Annotated in this window: 17 protein-coding genes; 10 read left to right on the top strand and 7 right to left on the bottom strand. The window is 72.0% G+C overall.

What is annotated here, in order from left to right:
- The first annotated feature begins 26 nt into the window (after positions 1-26).
- The 4 genes from AC07DO_RS03105 to AC07DO_RS03090 all read left to right on the top strand — a co-directional run bounded on the left by AC07DO_RS03105 (position 27) and on the right by AC07DO_RS03090 (position 5715).
- Positions 27-329, top strand: coding sequence for a YtxH domain-containing protein (locus AC07DO_RS03105; protein WP_190537608.1), 303 nt, complete (start codon positions 27-29; stop codon positions 327-329).
- 100 nt (positions 330-429) lie between these two features.
- Positions 430-1860, top strand: coding sequence for a xylulokinase (locus tag AC07DO_RS03100; RefSeq protein WP_479056616.1), 1431 nt, complete (start codon positions 430-432; stop codon positions 1858-1860).
- Between the two features lie 196 nt (positions 1861-2056).
- Positions 2057-3790 carry an ABC transporter ATP-binding protein gene (locus tag AC07DO_RS03095; protein ID WP_479056615.1) on the top strand — a complete coding sequence of 578 codons (1734 nt, stop codon included), beginning with the start codon at positions 2057-2059 and terminating at the stop codon, positions 3788-3790.
- A 26-nt stretch (positions 3791-3816) separates the two neighbouring features.
- Positions 3817-5715, top strand: coding sequence for an ABC transporter ATP-binding protein (locus AC07DO_RS03090; protein WP_479056614.1), 1899 nt, complete (start codon positions 3817-3819; stop codon positions 5713-5715).
- 34 nt (positions 5716-5749) lie between these two features.
- On the opposite strand, the gene AC07DO_RS03085 is transcribed toward AC07DO_RS03090, so the two are convergent.
- The 5 genes from AC07DO_RS03085 to AC07DO_RS03065 form a co-directional block, all read right to left on the bottom strand.
- A complete protein-coding gene (locus tag AC07DO_RS03085; RefSeq protein WP_479056612.1) occupies positions 5750-7108 on the bottom strand; it encodes an RNA polymerase sigma factor in 1359 nt (452 codons plus the stop codon).
- A gap of 211 nt (positions 7109-7319) precedes the next feature.
- Positions 7320-9224 carry a DNA primase gene (gene dnaG / locus AC07DO_RS03080; protein ID WP_479056610.1) on the bottom strand — a complete coding sequence of 635 codons (1905 nt, stop codon included), beginning with the start codon at positions 9222-9224 and terminating at the stop codon, positions 7320-7322.
- 43 nt (positions 9225-9267) lie between these two features.
- Positions 9268-10530, bottom strand: a complete 1263-nt coding sequence (locus AC07DO_RS03075) for an NAD(P)/FAD-dependent oxidoreductase (RefSeq protein WP_479056608.1) — start codon at positions 10528-10530, stop codon at positions 9268-9270.
- A 202-nt stretch (positions 10531-10732) separates the two neighbouring features.
- A complete protein-coding gene (locus AC07DO_RS03070) occupies positions 10733-12043 on the bottom strand; it encodes a deoxyguanosinetriphosphate triphosphohydrolase (protein WP_479056607.1) in 1311 nt (436 codons plus the stop codon).
- 61 nt (positions 12044-12104) lie between these two features.
- Positions 12105-13040: a sirohydrochlorin chelatase gene (locus AC07DO_RS03065; RefSeq protein ID WP_479056606.1), complete on the bottom strand. Its 936-nt coding sequence runs from the start codon at positions 13038-13040 to the stop codon at positions 12105-12107.
- Positions 13041-13285: 245 nt separating this feature from the next.
- Here AC07DO_RS03065 and AC07DO_RS03060 point away from each other — a divergent pair, with 245 nt between their 5' ends.
- Positions 13286-14008: a SanA/YdcF family protein gene (locus AC07DO_RS03060; RefSeq protein ID WP_479056604.1), complete on the top strand. Its 723-nt coding sequence runs from the start codon at positions 13286-13288 to the stop codon at positions 14006-14008.
- Between the two features lie 244 nt (positions 14009-14252).
- Positions 14253-16394, top strand: coding sequence for a molybdopterin oxidoreductase family protein (locus AC07DO_RS03055; RefSeq protein WP_479056602.1), 2142 nt, complete (start codon positions 14253-14255; stop codon positions 16392-16394).
- Positions 16395-16455: 61 nt separating this feature from the next.
- Here AC07DO_RS03055 and AC07DO_RS03050 read toward each other — a convergent pair whose 3' ends face one another.
- Together AC07DO_RS03050 and AC07DO_RS03045 are read right to left on the bottom strand one after the other, a co-directional pair.
- Positions 16456-16746 carry a DUF6355 family natural product biosynthesis protein gene (locus tag AC07DO_RS03050; protein WP_479056601.1) on the bottom strand — a complete coding sequence of 97 codons (291 nt, stop codon included), beginning with the start codon at positions 16744-16746 and terminating at the stop codon, positions 16456-16458.
- A gap of 107 nt (positions 16747-16853) precedes the next feature.
- Positions 16854-17342, bottom strand: a complete 489-nt coding sequence (locus AC07DO_RS03045) for a gamma-glutamylcyclotransferase family protein (protein ID WP_479056599.1) — start codon at positions 17340-17342, stop codon at positions 16854-16856.
- A 283-nt stretch (positions 17343-17625) separates the two neighbouring features.
- Here AC07DO_RS03045 and AC07DO_RS03040 point away from each other — a divergent pair, with 283 nt between their 5' ends.
- From AC07DO_RS03040 to AC07DO_RS03025, 4 genes are all read left to right on the top strand, one after another.
- Positions 17626-18348, top strand: coding sequence for a hypothetical protein (locus AC07DO_RS03040; protein WP_479056597.1), 723 nt, complete (start codon positions 17626-17628; stop codon positions 18346-18348).
- Entirely contained in the window at positions 18348-19646 is a 1299-nt protein-coding gene (locus AC07DO_RS03035) for an ATP-binding protein (RefSeq protein ID WP_479056596.1), read from the top strand. The genes AC07DO_RS03040 and AC07DO_RS03035 overlap by 1 nt, the downstream gene beginning before the upstream one ends.
- 61 nt (positions 19647-19707) lie before the next feature.
- A complete protein-coding gene (soxR, locus tag AC07DO_RS03030) occupies positions 19708-20262 on the top strand; it encodes a redox-sensitive transcriptional activator SoxR (protein WP_479056594.1) in 555 nt (184 codons plus the stop codon).
- Positions 20259-21056, top strand: a complete 798-nt coding sequence (locus AC07DO_RS03025; protein ID WP_479056593.1) for an aminotransferase class IV — start codon at positions 20259-20261, stop codon at positions 21054-21056. Before soxR ends, AC07DO_RS03025 begins: the two co-directional genes overlap by 4 nt.
- Positions 21057-21112 lie beyond the last annotated feature (56 nt).

Raw genomic sequence — 21112 nt, 5'->3', positions numbered from 1 at the left:
GCCGACGCAAGTGAAGGGTGGCAGCCATGCGGTACCGGCTCACATTCGTGGCGGGACTGGCCCTCGGGTACGTGCTCGGAACCCGGGCCGGGCGCGAGCGCTATGAGCAGTTGAGGAAGTCCGCCCGCGAGATCTCGCAGAACCCGGCCGTGCGCAACACCGTCGAGTCAGCGACGCAGCAGGGACGCGAGGTGGCGGGCAAGGCCTTCCACACCGTCTCCGAGAGGGTCGGTGACAAGATGCCCGACTCGGTCGCCGAGCGCGTCCGGTCCCTGCGCGAGAAGGGCCAGGGCGGCGCCGAGGACGACTGGGGCACCAGCAACACCTGACGGTGCCGGGCGGAGTACGGATCACCGCCGGGCGGCGCAGGGATCACGGAGAGCGAACAGGGGTACGGGACACCGCCCCCCGTGCGGCAGAATTCCTGGCATGGGGATAGTCGCAGGGTTGGACAGTTCGCCCGATTTCACGCGCATCGTGGTCTGTGACACGGACACGGGTGCCGTACTGAAGCAGGGGTACGCCCCGCATCCGCTGGAGAACACCGAGGGGGGCGGGCGGCCCTCCGACGTGGATCCACAGGCCTGGCTGCTCTCCCTCGGCGAAGCCGCCGGGGGCGGGCTGCTCGAAGGCGTGCAGGCCATCGGCGTGTCCGCTCAGCAGAACGCGCTCGTACCGCTCGACCAGCACGGCAACACCGTGCGGCCCGCGCTCGTCGGCAACGACCGGCGGGCGCAGGTGGCCGCCGTCGACCTCATCGACGGACTCGGCGGCCGCGAGGCGTGGGCGCAGTCCGTCGGATGCGTTCCGCAGGCCCCGCTCCCGGTCACCAAGCTGCGCTGGCTGGCGAAGAACGAGCCCGAGGCGGCGCGCCGCACGGCCGCCCTGCTGCAGGCGCCCGACTGGCTCGTGTGGCAGCTCCTGGGCCGGCCCGCGCGGCGTACGACCGACCGTGGCGGGGCATCGGGCACCGGGTACTGGTCGGCGGCGAGCGGAACGTACCGCCCGGATCTCGTCGAGATGGCTCTCGGGCACCAGGCGATGCTGCCCGAGGTGATCGGGCCCGCCGAAGCCGCGGGGACGACGCCCGAGGGGCTCCTGATATCGGCGGGTACGGGCGAGACGATGGCCGCCGCCTTCGGGCTCGGGGTCCAGCAGGGCGACGCCGTGGTGTCGCTCGGCGCGTCGGGCTCCGTGATGGCCGTGCACCACGAGGCGCTCGTCGACGCGGCCGGCAACATCACCTCCCTCGCGGACGCCACCGGCATGCACCTGCCGGTCGTCCACACCTCGAACGCCGTACGCGTGCTGCGCGGCTCCGCCGAGATGCTCGGGATCGCCGACCTGGAGGAGCTCTCCGCGCTCGCCATGAAGTCGACGCCCGGCGCACACGGTCTGGTCTTCCTCCCCTACCTGGAGGGAGAGAAGACTCCGCATCTGCCGCACGCCGCCGGGACGCTGACCGGGCTGCGGCGCGAGTCCATGAAGCCCGAGCACCTGGCGCGCGCCGCCTTCGAGGGCATGCTGTGCGGGCTCGGGGACGCGCTCGACGTCCTGCGGGGGCGCGGGGTGGAGGTCCGGCGCGTGTTCCTGCTGGGCGCCGCGGCCGAGCTGCCCGCCGTACAGGCCGCGGCTCCGATGCTGTTCGGTACGCAGGTCGTGGTGCCGCAGCCCGCGGACTACGCGGCGATCGGTGCGGCGCGGCAGGCCGCGTGGGCGCTGACCGGGCAGCTGCCGCTCTGGCAGGGGGCCTCCGCGCAGGTCTTCGAGCCGGGCGAGGAGCTCGCGGTGGGGCAGGCCGTGCGGCAGCAGTACGCGACGGTGCGGGAGCAGTCCCACCCCGGGGCCTTCGCCGGTTGAACCCGCGCGGCCACGTATGCGTACGCGGCTTGATCCTTCCTTGAGTGAGCCCAGTTCTTTACCCGGGCTGAAATTTGACCGGGTCATGGGTTAATCGGTTGCGCGACCATGGGCCGGGTGTCGGAGGATGGGGGCGGCCTTGCCCGCCACCCCCACCTCGACGACGCCCGACATCCCACTCCTCGAGAGACCGAGCGTGCTCATACGACTCCTGCGGACATACCTGCGTCCGTACCAGAAACCCATCGTCCTGCTGGTGCTGCTGCAGTTCCTGCAGACCTGCGCCGCGCTCTACCTGCCCAGCCTGAACGCCGACATCATCGACAACGGTGTCGTCGAGGGCGACACGGGCTACATCCTCGGCTTCGGCGGCATCATGATCGCCGTCACCGTCGTGCAGATGGTCTGCAACATCGGCGCCGTCTTCTACGGCGCGCGGACCGCCGCCGCCCTCGGCCGCGACGTGCGGGCCGCCGTCTTCGACCGGGTGCAGTCGTTCTCGGCGCGCGAAGTGGGCCAGTTCGGTGCCCCGTCGCTGATCACGCGGACGACCAACGACGTCCAGCAGGTCCAGATGCTGGTCCTGATGTCGTTCACGCTGATGGTGACCGCGCCCATCATGTGCGTCGGCGGCATCGTCATGGCGCTCGGCCAGGACGTGCCGCTCTCCACGGTCCTGGTCGCCGTCGTGCCCGTTCTCGGCATCAGCGTCAGCCTCATCGTGCGACGGCTGCGGCCCCTGTTCCGCACCATGCAGGTGCGGCTCGACACCGTGAACCGCGTGCTGCGCGAGCAGATCACCGGCAACCGCGTCATCCGCGCCTTCGTCCGCGACGACTACGAGAAGGAGCGCTTCCGGAAGGCCAACGCCGACCTGACCGAGGTCTCCCTCGGCACCGGCAAGCTGCTCGCGCTGATGTTCCCGATCGTCATGACCGTCGTGAACATCTCCTCGATCGCGGTGGTGTGGTTCGGCGCGCACCGCATCGACAGCGGCGGCATGCAGATCGGCGCGCTCACCGCGTTCCTCGCCTATCTGATGCAGATCGTGATGTCCGTGATGATGGCCACCTTCATGTTCATGATGGTGCCGCGCGCGGAGGTCTGCGCCGAGCGCATCGAGGAGGTCCTGGACACCGAGAGCAGCGTGGTGCCCCCGGCCGCCCCGGTGCGCGAGCTGCGCAGCCACGGCCACCTGGAGATACGGGACGCAGGCTTCCGCTACCCCGGCGCCGAGGAGCCCGTCCTCAAGTCCGTCCACCTGGTCGCGCGGCCCGGCGAGACGACCGCCGTGATCGGATCGACCGGCAGCGGCAAGTCGACGCTGCTGAGCCTCGTACCGCGCCTGATCGACGTGACGGAGGGCGAGGTCCTGGTCGGCGGCGTGGACGTGGGCACCATCGAGCCCGCGCTGCTCGCGAAGACGGTCAGCCTCGTCCCCCAGAAGCCGTACCTGTTCGCCGGGACCGTCGCGTCCAACCTGCGCTACGGAAATCCGGACGCCACCGACGACGAGCTCTGGCACGCGCTGGAGGTCGCCCAGGCCAAGGAGTTCGTCGAGGGCCTGGAGGAAGGGCTCGACGCGCCCATCTCGCAGGGCGGAACCAATGTCTCCGGTGGTCAGCGGCAGCGTCTGTCCATCGCGCGCACGCTCGTGCAGCGCCCGGAGATCTACCTCTTCGACGACTCGTTCTCCGCGCTCGACTACGCCACCGACGCCGCGCTGCGCTCCGCCCTCGGCCAGGAGACCGCGGAGGCGACCGTCGTGATCGTCGCCCAGCGCGTGTCGACCATCCGGGACGCCGACCGCATCGTGGTCCTCGACGAGGGCCGCGTCGTGGGTACGGGACGCCATCACGAGCTGATGGAGAACAACGAGACCTACCGGGAGATCGTGCTCTCCCAGCTGACGGAAGCGGAGGCCGCGTAATGCCCCCTGGTGGCATCGGTGGGCCCATGCTGGGCCCCGACTCCCGTTCCATGAACTTCAAGGCCTCCGGCAAGCGGCTGCTCGGACACTTCAGACCCGAGCGCGCCACGATGTACGCGATGCTCGTGGCCGGTGTCCTGAGCGTCGCCCTCTCCGTGGTCGGCCCCAAGATCCTCGGCCGCGCGACCGACCTGCTCTTCGCGGGCATCGTCGGCCGTGACATGCCCGAGGGGACGACGAAGGAACAGGCACTCGACGGCCTGCGCGCCCGCGGCGACGGCGGCATGGCCGACATGCTCTCCGGAGTCGACTTCACGCCCGGCAAGGGCATCGACTTCGGCGCGGTGGGCGAGGTCCTGCTGCTCGCGCTCGGCACGTTCCTGGTGGCGGGCCTGCTGATGGCGGTGGCGACGCGTCTGTCGAACCGCGCCATCAACAAGACCGTCTTCCGGATGCGTGGCGACGTACAGGCGAAGCTTTCGCGGCTCCCGTTGTCGTACTTCGACAAGCGGCAGCGCGGCGAGGTGCTGAGCCGCGCCACGAACGACCTCGACAACCTCAACCAGACGCTGCAGCAGACGATGGGGCAGCTCATCAACTCCCTGCTGACCATCATCGGCGTCCTGGTGATGATGTTCTGGGTGTCGCCGCTGCTCGCGCTGGTGGCGCTCGTGACGGTGCCGCTGTCGTTCTTCGTGGCGACGAAGGTCGGCAAGCGGTCGCAGCCGCAGTTCGTGCAGCAGTGGAAGACGACCGGCACGCTCAACGCCCACGTGGAGGAGATGTACACCGGGCACACCCTGGTGAAGGTCTTCGGGCGGCAGGAGCAGTCGGCGAAGGCGTTCGCCGAGCAGAACGAGCAGCTGTACGAGGCGTCGTTCAAGGCGCAGTTCAACAGCGGTGTCATGCAGCCGCTGATGTTCTTCATCTCGAACCTGAACTACGTCCTGGTGGCCGTGGTGGGCGGTCTGCGGGTCGCCTCGGGGTCGCTGTCCATCGGTGACGTGCAGGCCTTCATCCAGTACTCGCGGCAGTTCTCGATGCCCCTGACACAGGTCGCCTCGATGGCGAACATGGTGCAGTCGGGCGTGGCGTCCGCCGAGCGGATCTTCGAGATCCTCGACGCGGAGGAGCAGGAGGCCGATCCGGTGCCCGGCGAGCGGCCCGAGAAGCCGCGCGGGCGCGTGGAGATGTCGCACGTCTCGTTCCGCTACGACAAGGACAAGCCGCTCATCGAGGACCTGTCGCTGGTCGTCGAGCCGGGGCACACGGTCGCCATCGTGGGGCCCACGGGCGCCGGCAAGACGACGCTGGTCAACCTGCTGATGCGGTTCTACGAAGTGACGGGCGGGCGGATCGCCCTGGACGGGGTCGACATCGCGGCGATGTCGCGCGACGAGCTGCGGTCCGGGATCGGCATGGTGCTCCAGGACACCTGGCTGTTCGGCGGCACCATCGCGGAGAACATCGCGTACGGCGCGCCGAAGGACGTGACGCGCGAGGAGATCGAGGAGGCGGCGCGCGCCGCCCACGCCGACCGCTTCGTGCGCACGCTCCCCGACGGGTACGACACGGTGATCGACGACGACGGTGCGGGCGTCAGCGCGGGCGAGAAGCAGCTCATCACCATCGCGCGGGCGTTCCTGTCCGACCCGGTGATCCTGGTGCTCGACGAGGCGACGAGCTCGGTCGACACCCGTACGGAGGTGCTCATCCAGAAGGCGATGGCGCGTCTGGCGCACGGGCGGACGTCGTTCGTCATCGCGCACCGGCTCTCCACGATCCGGGACGCGGACACGATTCTGGTGATGGAGAACGGGTCGATCGTCGAGCAGGGCTCGCACGACGCCCTGCTGGCCGCCGACGGGGCCTACGCACGGTTGTACGCGGCCCAGTTCGCGCAGGCCGTCGCCGAGGTGGACTAGCTCCCCCGTACGGGACGGGGGCTGCCTACGGCGCTCAGTCGAGGTAGCCCCTGAGCTGGTCCGCGAAGGCGTGGTCACGCAGCTTGTTGAGGGTCTTGGACTCGATCTGCCGTATCCGCTCGCGCGTCACGCCGAAGATGCGGCCGATCTCCTCCAGGGTGCGGGGCCTGCCGTCCGCGAGGCCGTAGCGCAGCTGGACGACTTTGCGTTCGCGTTCGCCGAGCGTCGAGAGGACGGCTTCCAGGTGCTCGCGGAGCAGCAGGAACGCCGCCGACTCCACGGGACTCGTGGCGTCGCCGTCCTCGATGAGGTCGCCGAGCGCGACGTCGTCCTCCTCGCCGACGGGGGCGTGCAGCGAGACGGGTTCCTGGGCCAGGCGCAGGACTTCGCTGACGCGCTCGTGCGGGAGGTCCAGGTGGGCGGCGACCTCTTCGGGCGTGGGTTCGTACCCGCGCTCCTGGAGCATGCGGCGCTGGACGCGTACGACCCGGTTGATGAGCTCCACGACGTGCACGGGGACGCGGATCGTGCGGGCCTGGTCCGCGAGGGCGCGGGACATGGCCTGGCGGATCCACCAGGTCGCGTACGTCGAGAACTTGTAGCCCCGGGCGTAGTCGAACTTCTCGACCGCCCTGATCAGGCCGAGGTTGCCCTCCTGGACGAGGTCGAGCATGGTGAGCCCGCGTCCCACGTACCGCTTGGCGACGGAGACGACCAGGCGGAGGTTGGCCTCGATGAGGCGGCGCTTGGCCATCCGGCCCATGACGACCAGCTTGTCGAGGTCCAGGGCGAGTTGGGAGTCCAGGTCGGGGGTGTTGCTCAGCTTCTCCTCCGCGAAGAGGCCGGCCTCGACGGCGCGGGCGAGCTCCACCTCCTCGGCGGCGGTGAGCAGCGGGATCCGCCCGATCTCGCGCAGGTACTGGCGGAACAGGTCGGAGGACGGGCCGCCGGTGTCGGTGCGGCTGCGCGGGGCGGGCAGCTCCAGGGTCTCGGGCGCGAGGCCTTCGGGGGCATCAGGGGTATCAGGGGCATCGAGGGCTTCGACGTCGTCCCGCGCGGCGGTGGTCTCGGCGGTCTGTGCGGTTTCCCGGGGCGCTTCCTGTTCCCGGGTCGTTTCCTGCGCCGCCGAGGCCTCGGGGTGCCGGGTGGCTCGGCTCTGTGGCGGGACCGCCTCCAGGACGTCCGTATCCGCATCCGCGCGCGGGGCGGTGTCGGTCTGGGTGAGGGTCTGGGTCTGCACGGGGGCGACCTCCAGGGTGATCGCATCTGAGGCGTGCGGCAACGGGAGAGGGACGACGGCCTCGCCGCTGTCCGTCCCGATCACGAATTGTGGAACCGCGGGGGTCTCGGACCCGCTGTCGGCGGGCCGGCCGCGCTCCGAGGACTCAGGCACCGGAACCCAGTGTGGGGTACGACACACGGCCGCCACGAGGGGCGTGCGGTGACTTTTTGAGTCCGGTCCGTGACCGCGTGGTTACCCGCCGGGTAACCCCGGGCCCCCGGGTGAATCCCCCCGCGCCCCCGCCGCTCGCTCTCAGGGGCGAGTTCCGGCCCGCTTCAGGGAGCTGACCCCGACCCGCCTCGGGGGCGGGTTCCGGCCCGCCTCAGAGGGCGTCCGCGCCGCGCTCGCGGAGCGCCTGGCCGTACTGCTGCAGGACCCACAACTCGTTCTGCACGGCGGTCAGATGCTGCGGGTCGCCGCTCGCGCCCACGCGGGCGAGGGTGCCCTGGACGTCGCGGATGCGGCGGTCGACGGCGCGCAGCCGGACCTGCACGAGCTGGATGCCCGCGTACATCTCGTCGACGGTCTTGCGCAGGATCGCCTCGACGGCGAGCTCGGTGACCATCGCGCGGACCGCGTCGTCGGGCGCCGCGTCGCGGACGCGTACGAGGTACTCCTGCGGGTCCTGGGCGCCGTACTCCACACCACCCGCCTCCTCGATGGCGCGGCGCACCGCGGCGTAGGGCGGGGCGGTGAACTCGTCCGTGCCGTACGCGTCGAAGGCCGGGGAGACCAACTGCGGGTACTGCAGGGCCAGTTTGATCAGTTCGCGCTCGGTGCGGTGGGCGGGGCTGCGCAGGTTGAGCGCGGGGCCGCTGAAGCCCTGCGGCGCGCTCTCGTACGCCGCCGCGGAGCGCTGGGCCGCGGGGGCGGGCGCGGGGCCACGGCCGCCGCGGTCGCGGGCCCAGCGGGCCAGCTGGGCGACGCGCTTGACGACGAACTGGGTGTCGAGGATGCCGAGCATGCCGGCGAGCTGCACGGCGACCTCGTGCTGCGCGCCACTGTTCTTGATGCGGGCCACGACGGGGCCCGCCTCGTCGAGGGCGGCGGCGCGGCCCGCGGGGGTCTCCAGGTCGTACCGCGCGACGATCTGGCGCAGCGCGAACTCGAAGAGCGGTGTCCGCGGTTCGACGAGCTCGGCGACGGCCGCGTCGCCCTTGGCGAGCCGCAGGTCGCAGGGGTCCATGCCGTCGGGGGCGATCGCGATGTACGTCTCGGCGGCGAACTTCTGGTCGTCCTCGAAGGCGCGCAGGGCGGCCTTCTGGCCCGCCGCGTCTCCGTCGAAGGTGAAGATCACGCGGGCCGAGCCGTTGTCCATCAGGAGGCGGCGGAGGATCTTGATGTGGTCGCCGCCGAAGGCCGTGCCGCAGGTCGCGATGGCGGTGGTGATGCCGGCCAGGTGGCAGGCCATCACGTCCGTGTACCCCTCGACGACGACGGCGCGGCTGGACTTGGCGATCTCCTTCTTGGCCAGGTCGATGCCGTACAGGACCTGGGATTTCTTGTAGATCGCCGTCTCGGGCGTGTTCAGGTACTTCGGGCCGTTGTCGTCGTCGCGGAGCTTGCGCGCGCCGAAGCCCACCACGTCGCCGCCGACGTCGCGGATCGGCCACATGAGGCGGCCGCGGAAGCGGTCGATGGGGCCGCGGCGGCCCTCCTGGGAGAGGCCGGAGAGGGTGAGCTCCTTGTCGGTGAAGCCCTTGCCGCGCAGATAGCGGGTGAGGTGGTCCCAGCCCGCGGGGCTGTACCCCACGCCGAAGTGCGCGGCCGCGGCCTGGTCGAAGCCGCGCTCGGCGAGGAACTTGCGGCCGATCTCGGCCTCGGCGCTCTCCAGCTGCTCCACGTAGAACTGGGCGGCGATCTTGTGGGCCTCGACGAGGCGGATGCGCTCGCCGCGCTGGTGCGAGGGGTTGTACCCGCCCTCTTCGTAGCGCAGCGTGATGCCCGCCTGGGCGGCGAGGCGCTCGACCGTCTCCGAGAACGTGAGGTGGTCGATCTTCATCACGAAGGCGATCGTGTCGCCGCCTTCCTGGCAGCCGAAGCAGTGGAAGAGACCCTTGCTCGGGCTGACCTGGAAGGACGGGGACTTCTCGTCGTGGAAGGGGCACAGACCCTTGAGGTTTCCACCCCCCGCGTTGCGCAGCTGGAGGTAGTCGGAGACCACGGCGTCGATCGGGACCGCGTCCCGAACCGCCTTCACGTCTTCGTCATTGATCCTGCCTGCCACGTAGGAATACTACGGCTCGCCTGTGACACTCCTGCCCGGCCGGTCACGCCAGGAGCGACGCCAGGGGGGTCGACGGGTCCGCGAGGGCGTCCGGGTCGGGGCGCACGCCCTTGCGGATCAGCTGCTGGATCGGGTCCGTGACGTCCCACACATTCACGTTCATGCCCGCGAGGACCTGCCCGTCGCGCAGCCAGAAGGCGATGAACTCGCGCTTTCCGGTGTCGCCGCGCACCACCACTTGGTCGTACGTCCCCGGGGGCGCCCAGCCCGAGTACTCCAGGCCGACGTCGTACTGGTCGGAGAAGAAGTACGGCACGCGGTCGTACGTGACGTCCTGGCCGAGCATCGCGCGCGCGGCGGCGGGGCCGCCGTTGAGGGCGTTGGCCCAGTGCTCGACGCGCAGGCTCGTGCCGAGGAGCGGGTGGCGGACGGCGGCCACGTCGCCCGCCGCGTAGATGTCGGGGTCGGAGGTGCGCAGCGACGCGTCGACGACGATGCCGCCGCCCTCGGCGCGGTCGGCCAGTTCGAGGCCCGCGGACTCGGCGAGGGCCGTGCGGGGGGCCGCGCCGATGGCGGCGAGGACGTCGTGCGCGGGGTGCTCCTCGCCGTCGTCCGTGCGGGCGGCGAGGACCATCCCGTCCTGGCCCGCGATCTCGGTGAGGCGCGCGCCGAAGTGGAAGCGGACGCCGTGCTCGGCGTGCAGGTCGGCGAACATCTGGCCGACCTCGGGGCCGAGGACGGCGTGCAGCGGGGTCTGCTCGGCCTCGACGACGGTGACCTCCGCGCCGTACTCCCTGGCGGCCGCCGCGATCTCCAGGCCGATCCAGCCGGCGCCCGCGATCACCAGGTGGCCGTTGTCCCTGCCGAGGGAGGCGAGGACGTGCCGGAGGCGGTCGGCGTGCGCGAGGCGGCGCAGGTGGTGGACGCCGGCGAGGTCGGTGCCGGGGACGTCGAGGCGGCGGGGTTCGGCACCGGTGACCATCAGGAGCTTGTCGTAGTGGATGACGGCGCCGTCGCCGAGACGGACGCTCTTCGCCTCGCGGTCGATGGCGACGACGGTCTGGCCCAGGTGCAGTTCGACGTCGGCCTGCGCGTACCACCCCGGTTCGTGGACGAAGACGCTGTCGCGCTCCTCCTTGCCGAGGAGGTACCCCTTGGAGAGGGGCGGGCGCTCGTAGGGGTGGTCACGCTCGTCGCCGATGAGGATCACCCGGCCGGTGAATCCTTCGGAGCGGAGCGTTTCGGCCGCCTTGGCGCCGGCCAGCCCTCCTCCGACAATGACGAACGTCTGATCCGCGTCGACCACTTGATGCCTCCTTGCCCGGGGTACCGGGGGTGTGCCCCGGAAGAACTCAGTCTTGCCACACTTGCCAACTGGGCTTGCCGCCACTGGGAGCGTCCCGCACGCAGCGTGATGGGGGAAGGGGGCCTGCCCCCGACCGGCCACATCGCGTCACGCCCTGTGGTCACTCCATGGTCACTTGCTCTCGATTTGTCGCGGCCCCGGGTCAGGGCCTCGACGTCAGGCGGGTGTGCAGGGCGCGGGCGGCGGCGTCCGTCAGGGACGCGATCTGGTCGATCACGACGCGCCGCGCGGCACGGTCGTCGGGCGCCGTGTCGAACAGCGCGCGGAACTGCGGGTCGAGTCCGTCGGGGGCGCGGGCGGTGAGCACCTCGGCGAGCTCGGCGACGACGATGCGCTGGTCCGCGCGGAGCCGCTCCTGGGCTGGGCGCTGCATCACGTAGCGATCGGCGACGGCTTTGAGGACCGCGCATTCGTGCCGTGCCTCTCGGGGCACGACGAGCTCGGCCGCGTACCGCGTGAGCCGGCCCGTGCCGTACCGCGCGCGGGTGGCCGTTTCCGCGGCCAGACAGAAGCGGCCGATGAGCTGGCTGGTGGCGTCCTTCAACCGGGCCTGGGTGACGGCCGATCCGTCGTACCCGTGCGGCCACCACTCCTGGTCCAGGAGGCGGTCGAGGGCCTGGGCGAGCTCTTCGGGGTCGGTGTCCTCGGGAACGTACCGCCCCAGGGCGACGGCGTAGACGTCCTGGCGCTCCGGTTCGGCGTGCAGCGCGTTCGGGTCGATGTGCCCGGCGTGCAGGCCGTCCTCGAAGTCGTGGACCGAGTACGCGACGTCGTCCGACCAGTCCATGACCTGTGCCTCGAAGCAGGTGCGCTGCCCGGGGGCTTCTTTGCGGATCCAGTCGAAGACGGGACGGTCGTCTTCGTAGACACCGAATTTCACGGACGCCGGGTCGGTGGGGTGGGCGCCGAGCGGCCACGGGTACTTGGTGGCGGCGTCGAGGGCGGCACGCGTGAGGTTGAGTCCCACGCTGACGAGCTCGTCGGTGGTCTCGGAGCGGATGAAGCGCTTCGGTTCGATGCGGGTGAGCAGCCGCAGCGACTGGGCGTTGCCCTCGAAACCGCCGCAGTCCCGCGCCACTTCGTTGAGCGCCTGCTCGCCGTTGTGCCCGAACGGGGGGTGGCCGAGGTCGTGGGAGAGGCAGGCCGTCTCGACCAGGTCGGGGTCGCAGCCGAGCGCGGCTCCGAGCTCGCGGCCCACCTGGGCGCACTCCAGGGAGTGCGTCAGGCGCGTACGGGCACTGGCGTCCCAGGCCTGGCTGCGGGTGCCCGGCGTGACGACCTGGGTCTTGCCCGCGAGGCGGCGCAGGGCCGCGGAGTGCAGGACGCGCGCGCGGTCGCGCTGGAAGGCCGTGCGCCCCGGCCTCTTGTCGGGCTCGGCGGCCCACCGTTCCACGGCTGCTTCGTCATAGGCGCTGTACGCCTCGTATCGCGCGTTCGGTGCTGTGCCTTCCATGCACCGACAGTAGACGCAAGCAGTGACAAACAGGGATCTGGCCTCATGGATCCGGCCTCTGTCAGACGCTGCTGAGGGTGCGTCGGAATGCGGGTGCGGGAGCGCTGCGTGCCTGGTCGTAGCGGAGCAGGACGAGACGGGCGAGTGCGGCGTGGGGGCCGAGGGGAGCCGAGGCGATCCAGGGGGCCGCGCCCGCGCTCTGGGTGGCGAAGCGGCCGGGCGCGGTGAAGTAGGAGGCGACGGCGGTACGCGTCCGCCCTTCCGCGGCCAGCGCTTCGAGCGCTTCCGGGACGCCGCGGGGGCAGGCCGGGGTGGGTGCGGCGTAGGCGGGGACGACGGGGACGCCCAGGCGGTCGGCGAGCAGCGCGGCCGCGGTCTCCGTGTCGGCGGCCGACTCCGGGTCGCGGGAGCCCGCGGCGGCGAGGACCACCGCGTGCCTGCGCCGCGCACCGGCCCTGGCCGGCCGCTCGGGCCAGCCGGCCTGGACGAGCCGGGCGTGCAGTGCCTCGGCGAGGAGCGGGTGGGGGCCGAGCGGTGCGGCGACGCGGGTGTCGAGGGCGGGGAAGCGGGCGGCGGCCGCGGGGATGTCGCGCTTGACGTGCTGGCCGCGGCCGAGGAGGAGGGGGACGAGGACGGCTCGGGCGCCGGGCCCGGTGCGTCTGCCGTGTTCGTCGTGTTCGCCGAGGTCGCCCAGTTCGTCCAGCGTCTCGGTGAGCAGTGGTTCGTTCAGCTCGATGTGGCCCAGCCGGACGGCGAGTCCGGGGCGCCGCTCGCGGATGCGCTCGGCGAGGGCCGTGACGGTGGTGAGGGCACGTGGGTCGCGGCTGCCGTGGGCGACCAGGACGAGGGTGGGTCGCGGGTCGTGACGGCGGGTGCCGTCGGGCGAGACGAGGCTGAGCTGGGTGCCGAGCTGGCTGGAAATGCGGTCCATGATCTGCGCCGTACTGTCGAGGTGAGTGCTGCCGGACTCGTCGCGAAGAGGGTTCGACGGCGTCATGAACCGAGGATGGCCGGGACGTGTTGCGGGGGCGTTGCGCGGCCGTGACGACTGTTTTCACCGGGCTCACGGCGGCTGGCGGGACGATGTCAGGGGTGGAGCGGAACGCGCCTCGGGGTGCTGTGGGGGTGGGTGTCGGGGGTGTTTCGGGGGCACGGGTCGCTGACGTGCCCGGCGGGGCGGCTTACCGTTGTGGCATTGATCGGATCGGGGGAGATCCGACGGGGCACGGGGGCGGATCACCGATGAACAGACCTGGGGACCTGGCGGGGCGATGGTCGGGGCGGCCGCGCAGACCCGCATGGCTGCGGCTGCCGCGCACGCGGAAGGAGCAGCGGCGGGCGATACAGGCGGTGATGGCGCTGTGCGTGCTGGCGCTGTCGCCCGCGACCTGGCTGTTCGTGTCGACGGAGGACAGGATCGGGACGGTCGCCGAGGCGCCGCGCGCCCGGGTGGCCGTCGTCTTCGGCGCCGGACTGTGGCAGGGCGAGCCGTCGCCCTATCTGGCGCACCGGCTCGACGCGGCAGCCGAGTTGTACCGCACGGGCCGCATAGAGGTCGTGCTCGTCACGGGCGACAACAGCCGCGAGGAGTACGACGAACCGGACGCCATGCGTGCCTACCTGAAGGAGCACGGCGTGCCGGACCGACGGATCGTGAGCGACTACGCCGGGTTCGACACCTGGGACAGCTGCGTGCGCGCCAAGAAGATATTCGGCGTGGACCGGGCGGTGCTGGTCAGCCAGGGCTTCCACATACGCAGGGCGGTCGCGCTCTGTGACGCGGCGGGCGTCTCGTCGTACGGGGTGGCGGTGGACGCCAAGCACGACACGACCTGGTACTACGGCGGCGCCCGGGAGGTCCTCGCGGCGGGCAAGGCGGCGGTCGACGCGGCGTTCCAACCGGATCCGCACTTCCTCGGGCCGCGGGAGCCGGGCGTGTCCCGGGCACTGGACGCGCCGCGCTGAGGCCCGGCCGGCCCGCAGCGGGCACGGGCGGCTCACAACGCGGTGCGGTCGTCGCTGAGGTCGGCTTACCGCGTGCGTAACGCGATCGGGTCGGGGCGCGTAACAAGCCCGGCGGAGGCTGGACCGCATGCACTCCACGGCGACACCGGCGGTACCGGCAACACCCGAGACACCCGAGACATCCGCAACGCCCGAGACATCCGCGACCTCGACCCACTGTCCGTACTGCGCGCTGCAGTGCGGGATGGGCCTGGTCACGGGCCCGCAGGGAGTGGAGGTCGTGGAGCGTGCCGGGTTCCCCGTGAACAAGGGGGCCCTGTGCGGCAAGGGGCGCACGGCTCCCGCGGTGCTCTCCTCCCGGGTGCGGCTGACGGAGCCGCTCGTCCGGTCCCGCGCCACGGGTGAGCTCACGCCGGCCACCTGGGAGGAGGCGCTCGACCGGATCGCCGACGCGCTGATCCGCATCCGGGCCGAGTACGGCGCGGACGCGTGCGGGGTGTTCGGCGGGGGCGGTCTGACCAACGAGAAGGCGTACGCGCTGGGCAAGTTCGCGAGGGTCGCGCTCGGCACGTCGCAGATCGACTACAACGGACGGTTCTGCATGTCGTCGGCCGCGGCCGCCGGCCAGCGGGCGTTCGGGCTCGACCGGGGGCTGCCGTTTCCGCTGGAGGACATCCCGCGCACCGGGTGCGTGATCCTCGTCGGGTCGAATCTCGCCGAGACGATGCCGCCCGCGCTGCGGTATCTGACGGAGCTGCGGGAGAACGGCGGCACATTGATCGTCGTGGACCCCCGGCGGACCCGGACCGCGGAGCAGGCGGATCTGCACCTGGCGCCGCGGCCCGGCACGGATCTCGCCCTGGCGCTCGGCCTGCTGCACCTGGTCGTGGCGGAGGGCCGCACGGACGACGCGTTCATCGAGGAGCGGACGAGCGGATGGGAGGAGGCGAGGGCGGCGGCGATGGCCCACTGGCCGGAGCACGTCGAGCGGATCACGGGTGTGGCGGTGCCTCAACTGCGGGATGTCGTGCGGCTCTTCTGCGGCGCCGACACGGCGATGGTACTCACGGCGCGCGGGCCCGAGCAGCAGTCCAAGGGCACGGACACGGTGGGGGCGTGGATCAATCTGTGCCTGGCCACGGGGCACGCCGGACGGCCGTTCTCCGGGTACGGGTGCCTGACGGGGCAGGGCAATGGTCAGGGCGGACGGGAGCACGGTCAGAAGGCGGACCAGCTGCCCGGCTACCGGAAGCTGACCGATCCGGCGGCGCGGGCTCATGTGGCGGGGGTCTGGGGGGTGGACCCGGACTCGCTGCCGGGGCCGGGCAGGTCTGCGTACGAACTCCTTGACGCGTTGGGCGGGGACATCAAGTCGCTGCTCCTGATGGGCTCCAACCCGGTCGTCTCGGCGCCGCGGGCCGCGCACGTGGAGGAGCGGCTGCGGTCGCTGGACTTCCTCGCGGTGGCGGACGTGGTGCTGTCCGAGACGGCGCGGCTGGCGGACGTCGTGCTGCCGGTGACGCAGTGGGCGGAGGAGACGGGGACGGTGACGAACCTGGAGGGGCGGGTGTTGCTGCGGCGGCGCGCGGTGGCCGCTCCGGACGGGGTGCGCAGCGATCTCGACGTGCTGCACGGGCTCGCGGAGCGGCTCGGGCACGGGAAGGGGTTCCCGACCGAGCCGGAGGAGGTCTTCGAGGAGTTGCGCCGGGCGAGCGCCGGTGGTCCCGCGGACTACTCGGGGATCAGCTACGAGCGGCTGAGGGAGGACGACGGGGAGGGGGTGTTCTGGCCGTGTCCGGCGGGGCCGGGGGGTCCTGAGGGTGCGGAGGGTTCCGAGGGTGCGGGGGGTTCCGAAGGTGCCATGGGGCCCGAAGGTGCAGGGAGTTCCGGAGGTGCGGGCGGTTCCGGAGGTCCCGGGGGTGTGCGGGCCGAGGGGACGCCGCGGCTGTTCCTGGAGCGGTTCGCCACCGAGGACGGGCGGGCGCGGTTCGTGCCGGTGGTGCACCGGGACGCGGCGGAGGAGCCGGACGCGGAGTATCCGGTGCTGCTCACGACGGGGCGGGTGCTCGCCCAGTACCAGTCCGGGGCCCAGACGCGGCGCGTCGACGAGCTCAACGCTGCGGCTCCGGGGCCCTTCGTGGAGCTGCATCCGCGGCTCGCCGCGCGTCTGGGGGTCGAGGAGGACGATCCGGTCGCCGTCGTCTCACGGCGGGGGCGCGCGGTGGCTCCGGCGCGGGTGACGTCGGCGATCCGCGCCGACACGGTGTTCATGCCGTTCCACTGGCCGGGCGAGGGGCGGGCCAACACGCTGACGCATCCCGCGCTGGATCCCGTGTCGCGGATGCCGGAGTTCAAGGTGTGCGCGGTGCGGGTGGAGCGGGTGTGAGGCCAAGCGGAGCGGGCCCGGGGTCGAGGTCCGGGCCCGCGGTCGTACGAGAAGACGGAGGTCAGCAGGTGCGGCCGATGTACCAGGCGCCGTCCACGTCACTCGCCTCGTCGATCCAGGTGACGCCCGGGCCCACGCACCTGATGGTGTTGGGGCCCCAGTCGTCGATCTCGATCAGGATCTTCGAGCCGTCGCTCGTGCAGTGGTTGTAGTAGGCGTCGGTGTGGGTCTCGTAGAACCCGCACGGGTTCTGGATGGCCGCCGGTGAGGCGGAGGCCGAGGACGTCAGGGACATCCCGAGGCCGAGGGCCAGGGCGCCGATGACGGCCGGGAGGGAACGACGAACTCGCATAGGGCGATTCCTTCAGGGACAGGGTGCTCACGCACCGCCGCGCACACCAGCAGGTGCACACGGAGAGCTTGTCGTCGCTCACTTTGTGTAGTCACGCCAACTCGCTCTCACGAGTGATTCAAGTCACCGGTTCGGGTGCGTAAGCGTTTGTGCCGCGCATCTCGGTGTGCTGCCCAGTCGCCTGCCCGGATGGCCGAGCCGGAGGTGCGGAGTCCGGCGGCGATGCGCGGGGCCGCGACGTAGACCCAGGCGCGGACGGGGGTGCAGGACCGGTCGAGCACGTCGCGTACGACTCGTTCGTAGAGGTTGTGGGGATCGCCCGGTGTGTACTCCTCGAGGAGGTCCAGGGCGGCGAGGAGGGGGACGTACGTGGCGGGGAGCGCGGTCAGGAGGTCGCCGCGGACCGGGCCCTTGCCGGGGTGCTCGACGGCGTACGGGTAGCCGGGGCCGTCGTAGAGGACGGCGTCCGGCAGAAGGGCGGGCTCCTCCCTCGCGGTCCTGCCGCGCAGGTGGACGGCGTGGTTGGACTCGCCGGGGCGCAGCGTGCCGTACACGAAGAACGGCAGCCGGGCCGCGCCGAGTTCGTCGTCACTCATACGCCGATTGTCCACGGGGACGCCTTCGCGCAGGAGCGGCGTCTTCGCGCAGGAGTGGCGTCTTCGCGCAGGGCTTTGCGGGTCGAGCGGGGTCGAGCGGCCTGGGCTTAGGTCCCGAGCTTCGTTGTTTCGGCGGTCTTAGGCGTGCTTGTTACACAATCTCCTGTTTTCCGTGATGGAGGGTTCCTACCTTCGAACGCGGTGGCCGGTCCCCCTGCCGAATCCCCGGTGCAGCCCTGGGCCGGCCACCGCCATCGCCCTCCCACGTGACGGTCAGCCACTCATGAATCCGATGCCCCGCCGCCCGCTCCTGTCGGGCGCCGCCCTGTTCGCCGTCCTGGCTGCCCTCGTGCTCACGGGGTGCGCCAGTACGGACGGCCTCGGGCACGGCGACTCCGCGCCGTCCGTCTCCATGCAGCCGCGCCCGGAGACGGTCTGGCCCGCCTGGGCCGGCAAGACATCGCTGGCGCCCGGCGCCCGCGCGTCCACGCGCCAGCCGCCCCCACAGCCACTGCGGGGCGTGGAGGTCGGTTCGGGCGGGCTCGCCGCGGTGGACGTCCACGCGCTTCTGCGGGCCGACCCCCGTACGAAACCGCTCGCCGAACGCGGGACGATCGACCGCCCGGGGCGGGCCGGAATCCGGCCGCCGATGTTCCGCGATCTCACCGGCGACAAGAAGCGGGACATGCTCGTGGCCGCCGACACGGAGAGCGGCCGGTCGATCCTCAGCGTCTACACCGAGCGCGGCGGCAAGATCTACCCGATCCTGTTCACCTCCGGCAGGAACGTGAGCGTGGAGACCATCGGCCCCGACCTGCTGGTGCGCACACCGTGCTCCGAGGGCGGCGAACAGGCGGTCCGCTTCCACTGGGACGGCGCGCGCATGTCCACGATCAGCGAGACCAAGAGCTACAAGAGGTCGCCCCGCCCGCCCGGGACGGACGGCGACCCGCGGCCCAGCGCTCCCGGCTCCCCCGCCGACTCCCTCTCCCCAGGAGGCCCTTGATGGCGCGCAGGCCCGTGATCAGGGGCCGTGCCGCGCTCAACAGTCTCGGGTTGCGCTGGAAGATCGCCGCGCTGCTCGCGGTCGGCTGCGCCGTGGTCGCCGTCGCCATCGGGCTGCTCGTCCACCACGCGCGGCTCGACCAGATCTCCGCGGGCGCCCGTTCCGGCGCGACCGCCCAACTCGTGCGCGTACGGCAGCTGTACGAGCTGACGGGTCAGGTCGATCAGGCGGACACGGACGCCGGTGTCGACGACCCCCGAGCGCCCGCCGCGCTGCGCAGGGCCGCGCTGGCCGGGCAGCGCACCACCTACCTCGACATGACGTCGGACGACCCGTGCGTCTGGGCGGCGCGGCCGATCGGCGACAACCCGCGCCACGTCCTGTCCATCCGCTTGTCGTTGCGCGAACAGGCCGCCGGCATGGCCGAGTTCGACCGGCGCGTGATGGTCTCCGGCGCCGTCGTCGTCGCTCTCGCCGCGCTCGGCGGCGCCGGCCTCGCGAGCAGGCTGAGCCGTGAGCTGCGTACCGCGGCGGCCATCGCGCGCCGCATCAGCCAGGGCGACCTCGACGCCCGCATCGACCATCCGCGGCCGCCCGACGGGCGGCACGGCAAGGACGAGGTGGCCGAACTGGCCACCGCCGTCGACACGATGGCCGCGTCCCTCCAGCAGCGCCTGGAGGCCGAGCAGCGCTTCACCGCCGACGTCGCCCACGAGCTGCGCACCCCGCTGACCGGACTGCACACGGCGGCCGAGCTGCTGCCGCCGAGCCGCCCGACCGAGCTCGTGCGCGACCGGGTCCGCGCCCTGCGCACCCTCACCGAGGACCTGCTCGAAGTGGCGCGCCTCGACGCGGAGGTGGAGAAGCCCGACCTCGCGGTGCACCCGCTGGGGCCGCTCGTCGAGTCCGTCGCCGAGCGCGCGGGCGGGTCGGCGGCGGGATTCACGGCGGTGGGCACGGAGAGCGCGTACGGCATGTCGGTCCGTACGGACGCGCGCCGCCTGGAGCGCATTCTCACCAACCTCGTCAGCAACGCCCGCAAGCACGGCGGCGATCCCGTCGAGGTGCGGGTCGACGGCGTCGAGGTCACGGTCCGCGACCACGGGCCGGGCTTCCCCGACCACCTCCTCGACGACGGCCCGCGGCGCTTCCAGACCGGCGCGCGGGAGCGCGGCCAGGGCACCGGCCTCGGCCTGACCATCGCGTGCGGGCAGGCCCAAGTGATCGGCGCCCGCGTGGAGTTCTCCAACGCGGCGGACGGCGGGGCGGTCGCGGTCGTACGCCTGCCCCGGGCATGACCCGCGGCGGCCCCGCGCGAACGACGGCGGTCCACGGACCGGCTCTCACTACGCTGACCGCATGACGCACCGCCTCGCACCGAAAGCCAAGGAAGTCACCATCGGCGAGCTCGCAGCACGCAGCGGGTCCGCCCCCTCCGCCCTGCGGTTCTACGAGACCGAAGGCCTCATCAAGTCCCGCCGCACGTCCGGCAACCAGCGCCGGTACAGCCGCGACACCCTGCGCCGGGTCGCCTTCATCCGCACCTCGCAGCAGCTCGGCATGCCGCTCGCCACGATCCGCGAGGTGCTCGCCCTGCTCCCCGAGGACCGTACGCCGAACCGCGCGGACTGGGCGAGGATCTCCGAGTGCTGGCGCGAGGACCTGGACGCCCGGATACGGACCCTGCAACGGCTGCGCGACAACCTCACCGACTGCATCGGCTGCGGCTGCCTCTCCCTGTCCCGGTGCGCGCTGTCCAACACGTGGGACACGCTGGGTTCACGCGGCCCCGGCCCGCGGCGCCTCGTGGAGAAACGGGTTCCGTGCGCCACGGGGTCCTGCGGGGCCGCTTCGGAGGACCAGGACGAAGCCGCTCCGGAGAACGGCCAGGAACAGGAAGACGTGTCCGTATGAAGTTTCCCCCACCGGTACTGCGCGTCGAGGTCGACGGGCGGCCCGCGACCGTCGAGAGTCTGCTGTGGCCCGCCCTCGTCCAGACCGGGCACTTCACCGCGATGCAGGTGAGGAGCGGCAAGGTGCGCGGCCTCGACCTTCACCTGGCGCGACTCGACGCGGCCACGCGCGAGCTGTTCGGGCACGGGGTCGACGGGGAGCACGTGCGCGGTCTCGTCCGGCACATCCTGCGCGACGACATCACCGACGCGTCCGTACGGGTCTACGTCCACGCCCCGGACGGGAAGCCGTCCCACCTGGTCACCGTCCGGCCGCCCACGGAGCTGCCCGCCACGATGGAGGAGCGGGCGCAGTCGCTGCGTTCCGTGGCGTATCAGCGGCCCTTCGCCCACATCAAGCACCTGGGCGGCTTCGGACAGGCCCGCCACGCGGAGCTCGCGCGGGGCGACGGTTTCGACGAGGTGCTGCTCACCGGTCCCGGCGGGGAGATCAGCGAGGGCGCCGTCACGAACATCGCCTTCTTCGACGGCACGGGCGTGGTGTGGCCGGACGCACCGCACCTGGCAGGCATCACGATGCGGCTCGTCCGGTCGCGCCTGCCCGACGCGGGGCTGCCCACCCGGCACGCCCCGGTGACCCTCGCGGACCTCCCCTCGTACGGGGCGGCCTTCCTCACCAACGCGTGGGGGGTGCGTCCCGTGCGGCGGATCGACGACGTCGCGTACGGGGTCGACGAGCAGCTGATGGCGCGCGTGGCCGGGGCGTACGAGGACGTGCCGTGGGACACCGTCTGACGGCCGGGGCGGCCGGGGCGGCCGGGCGCGAAGCCCGCGCCACGCGCCCGGGTCAC

The organism is Streptomyces sp. NPDC045678 (genome assembly GCF_056432085.1).
The sequence above is the reverse complement of the archived record's forward strand: the minus strand, read 5'-3'. Positions and strand labels throughout refer to the sequence as shown.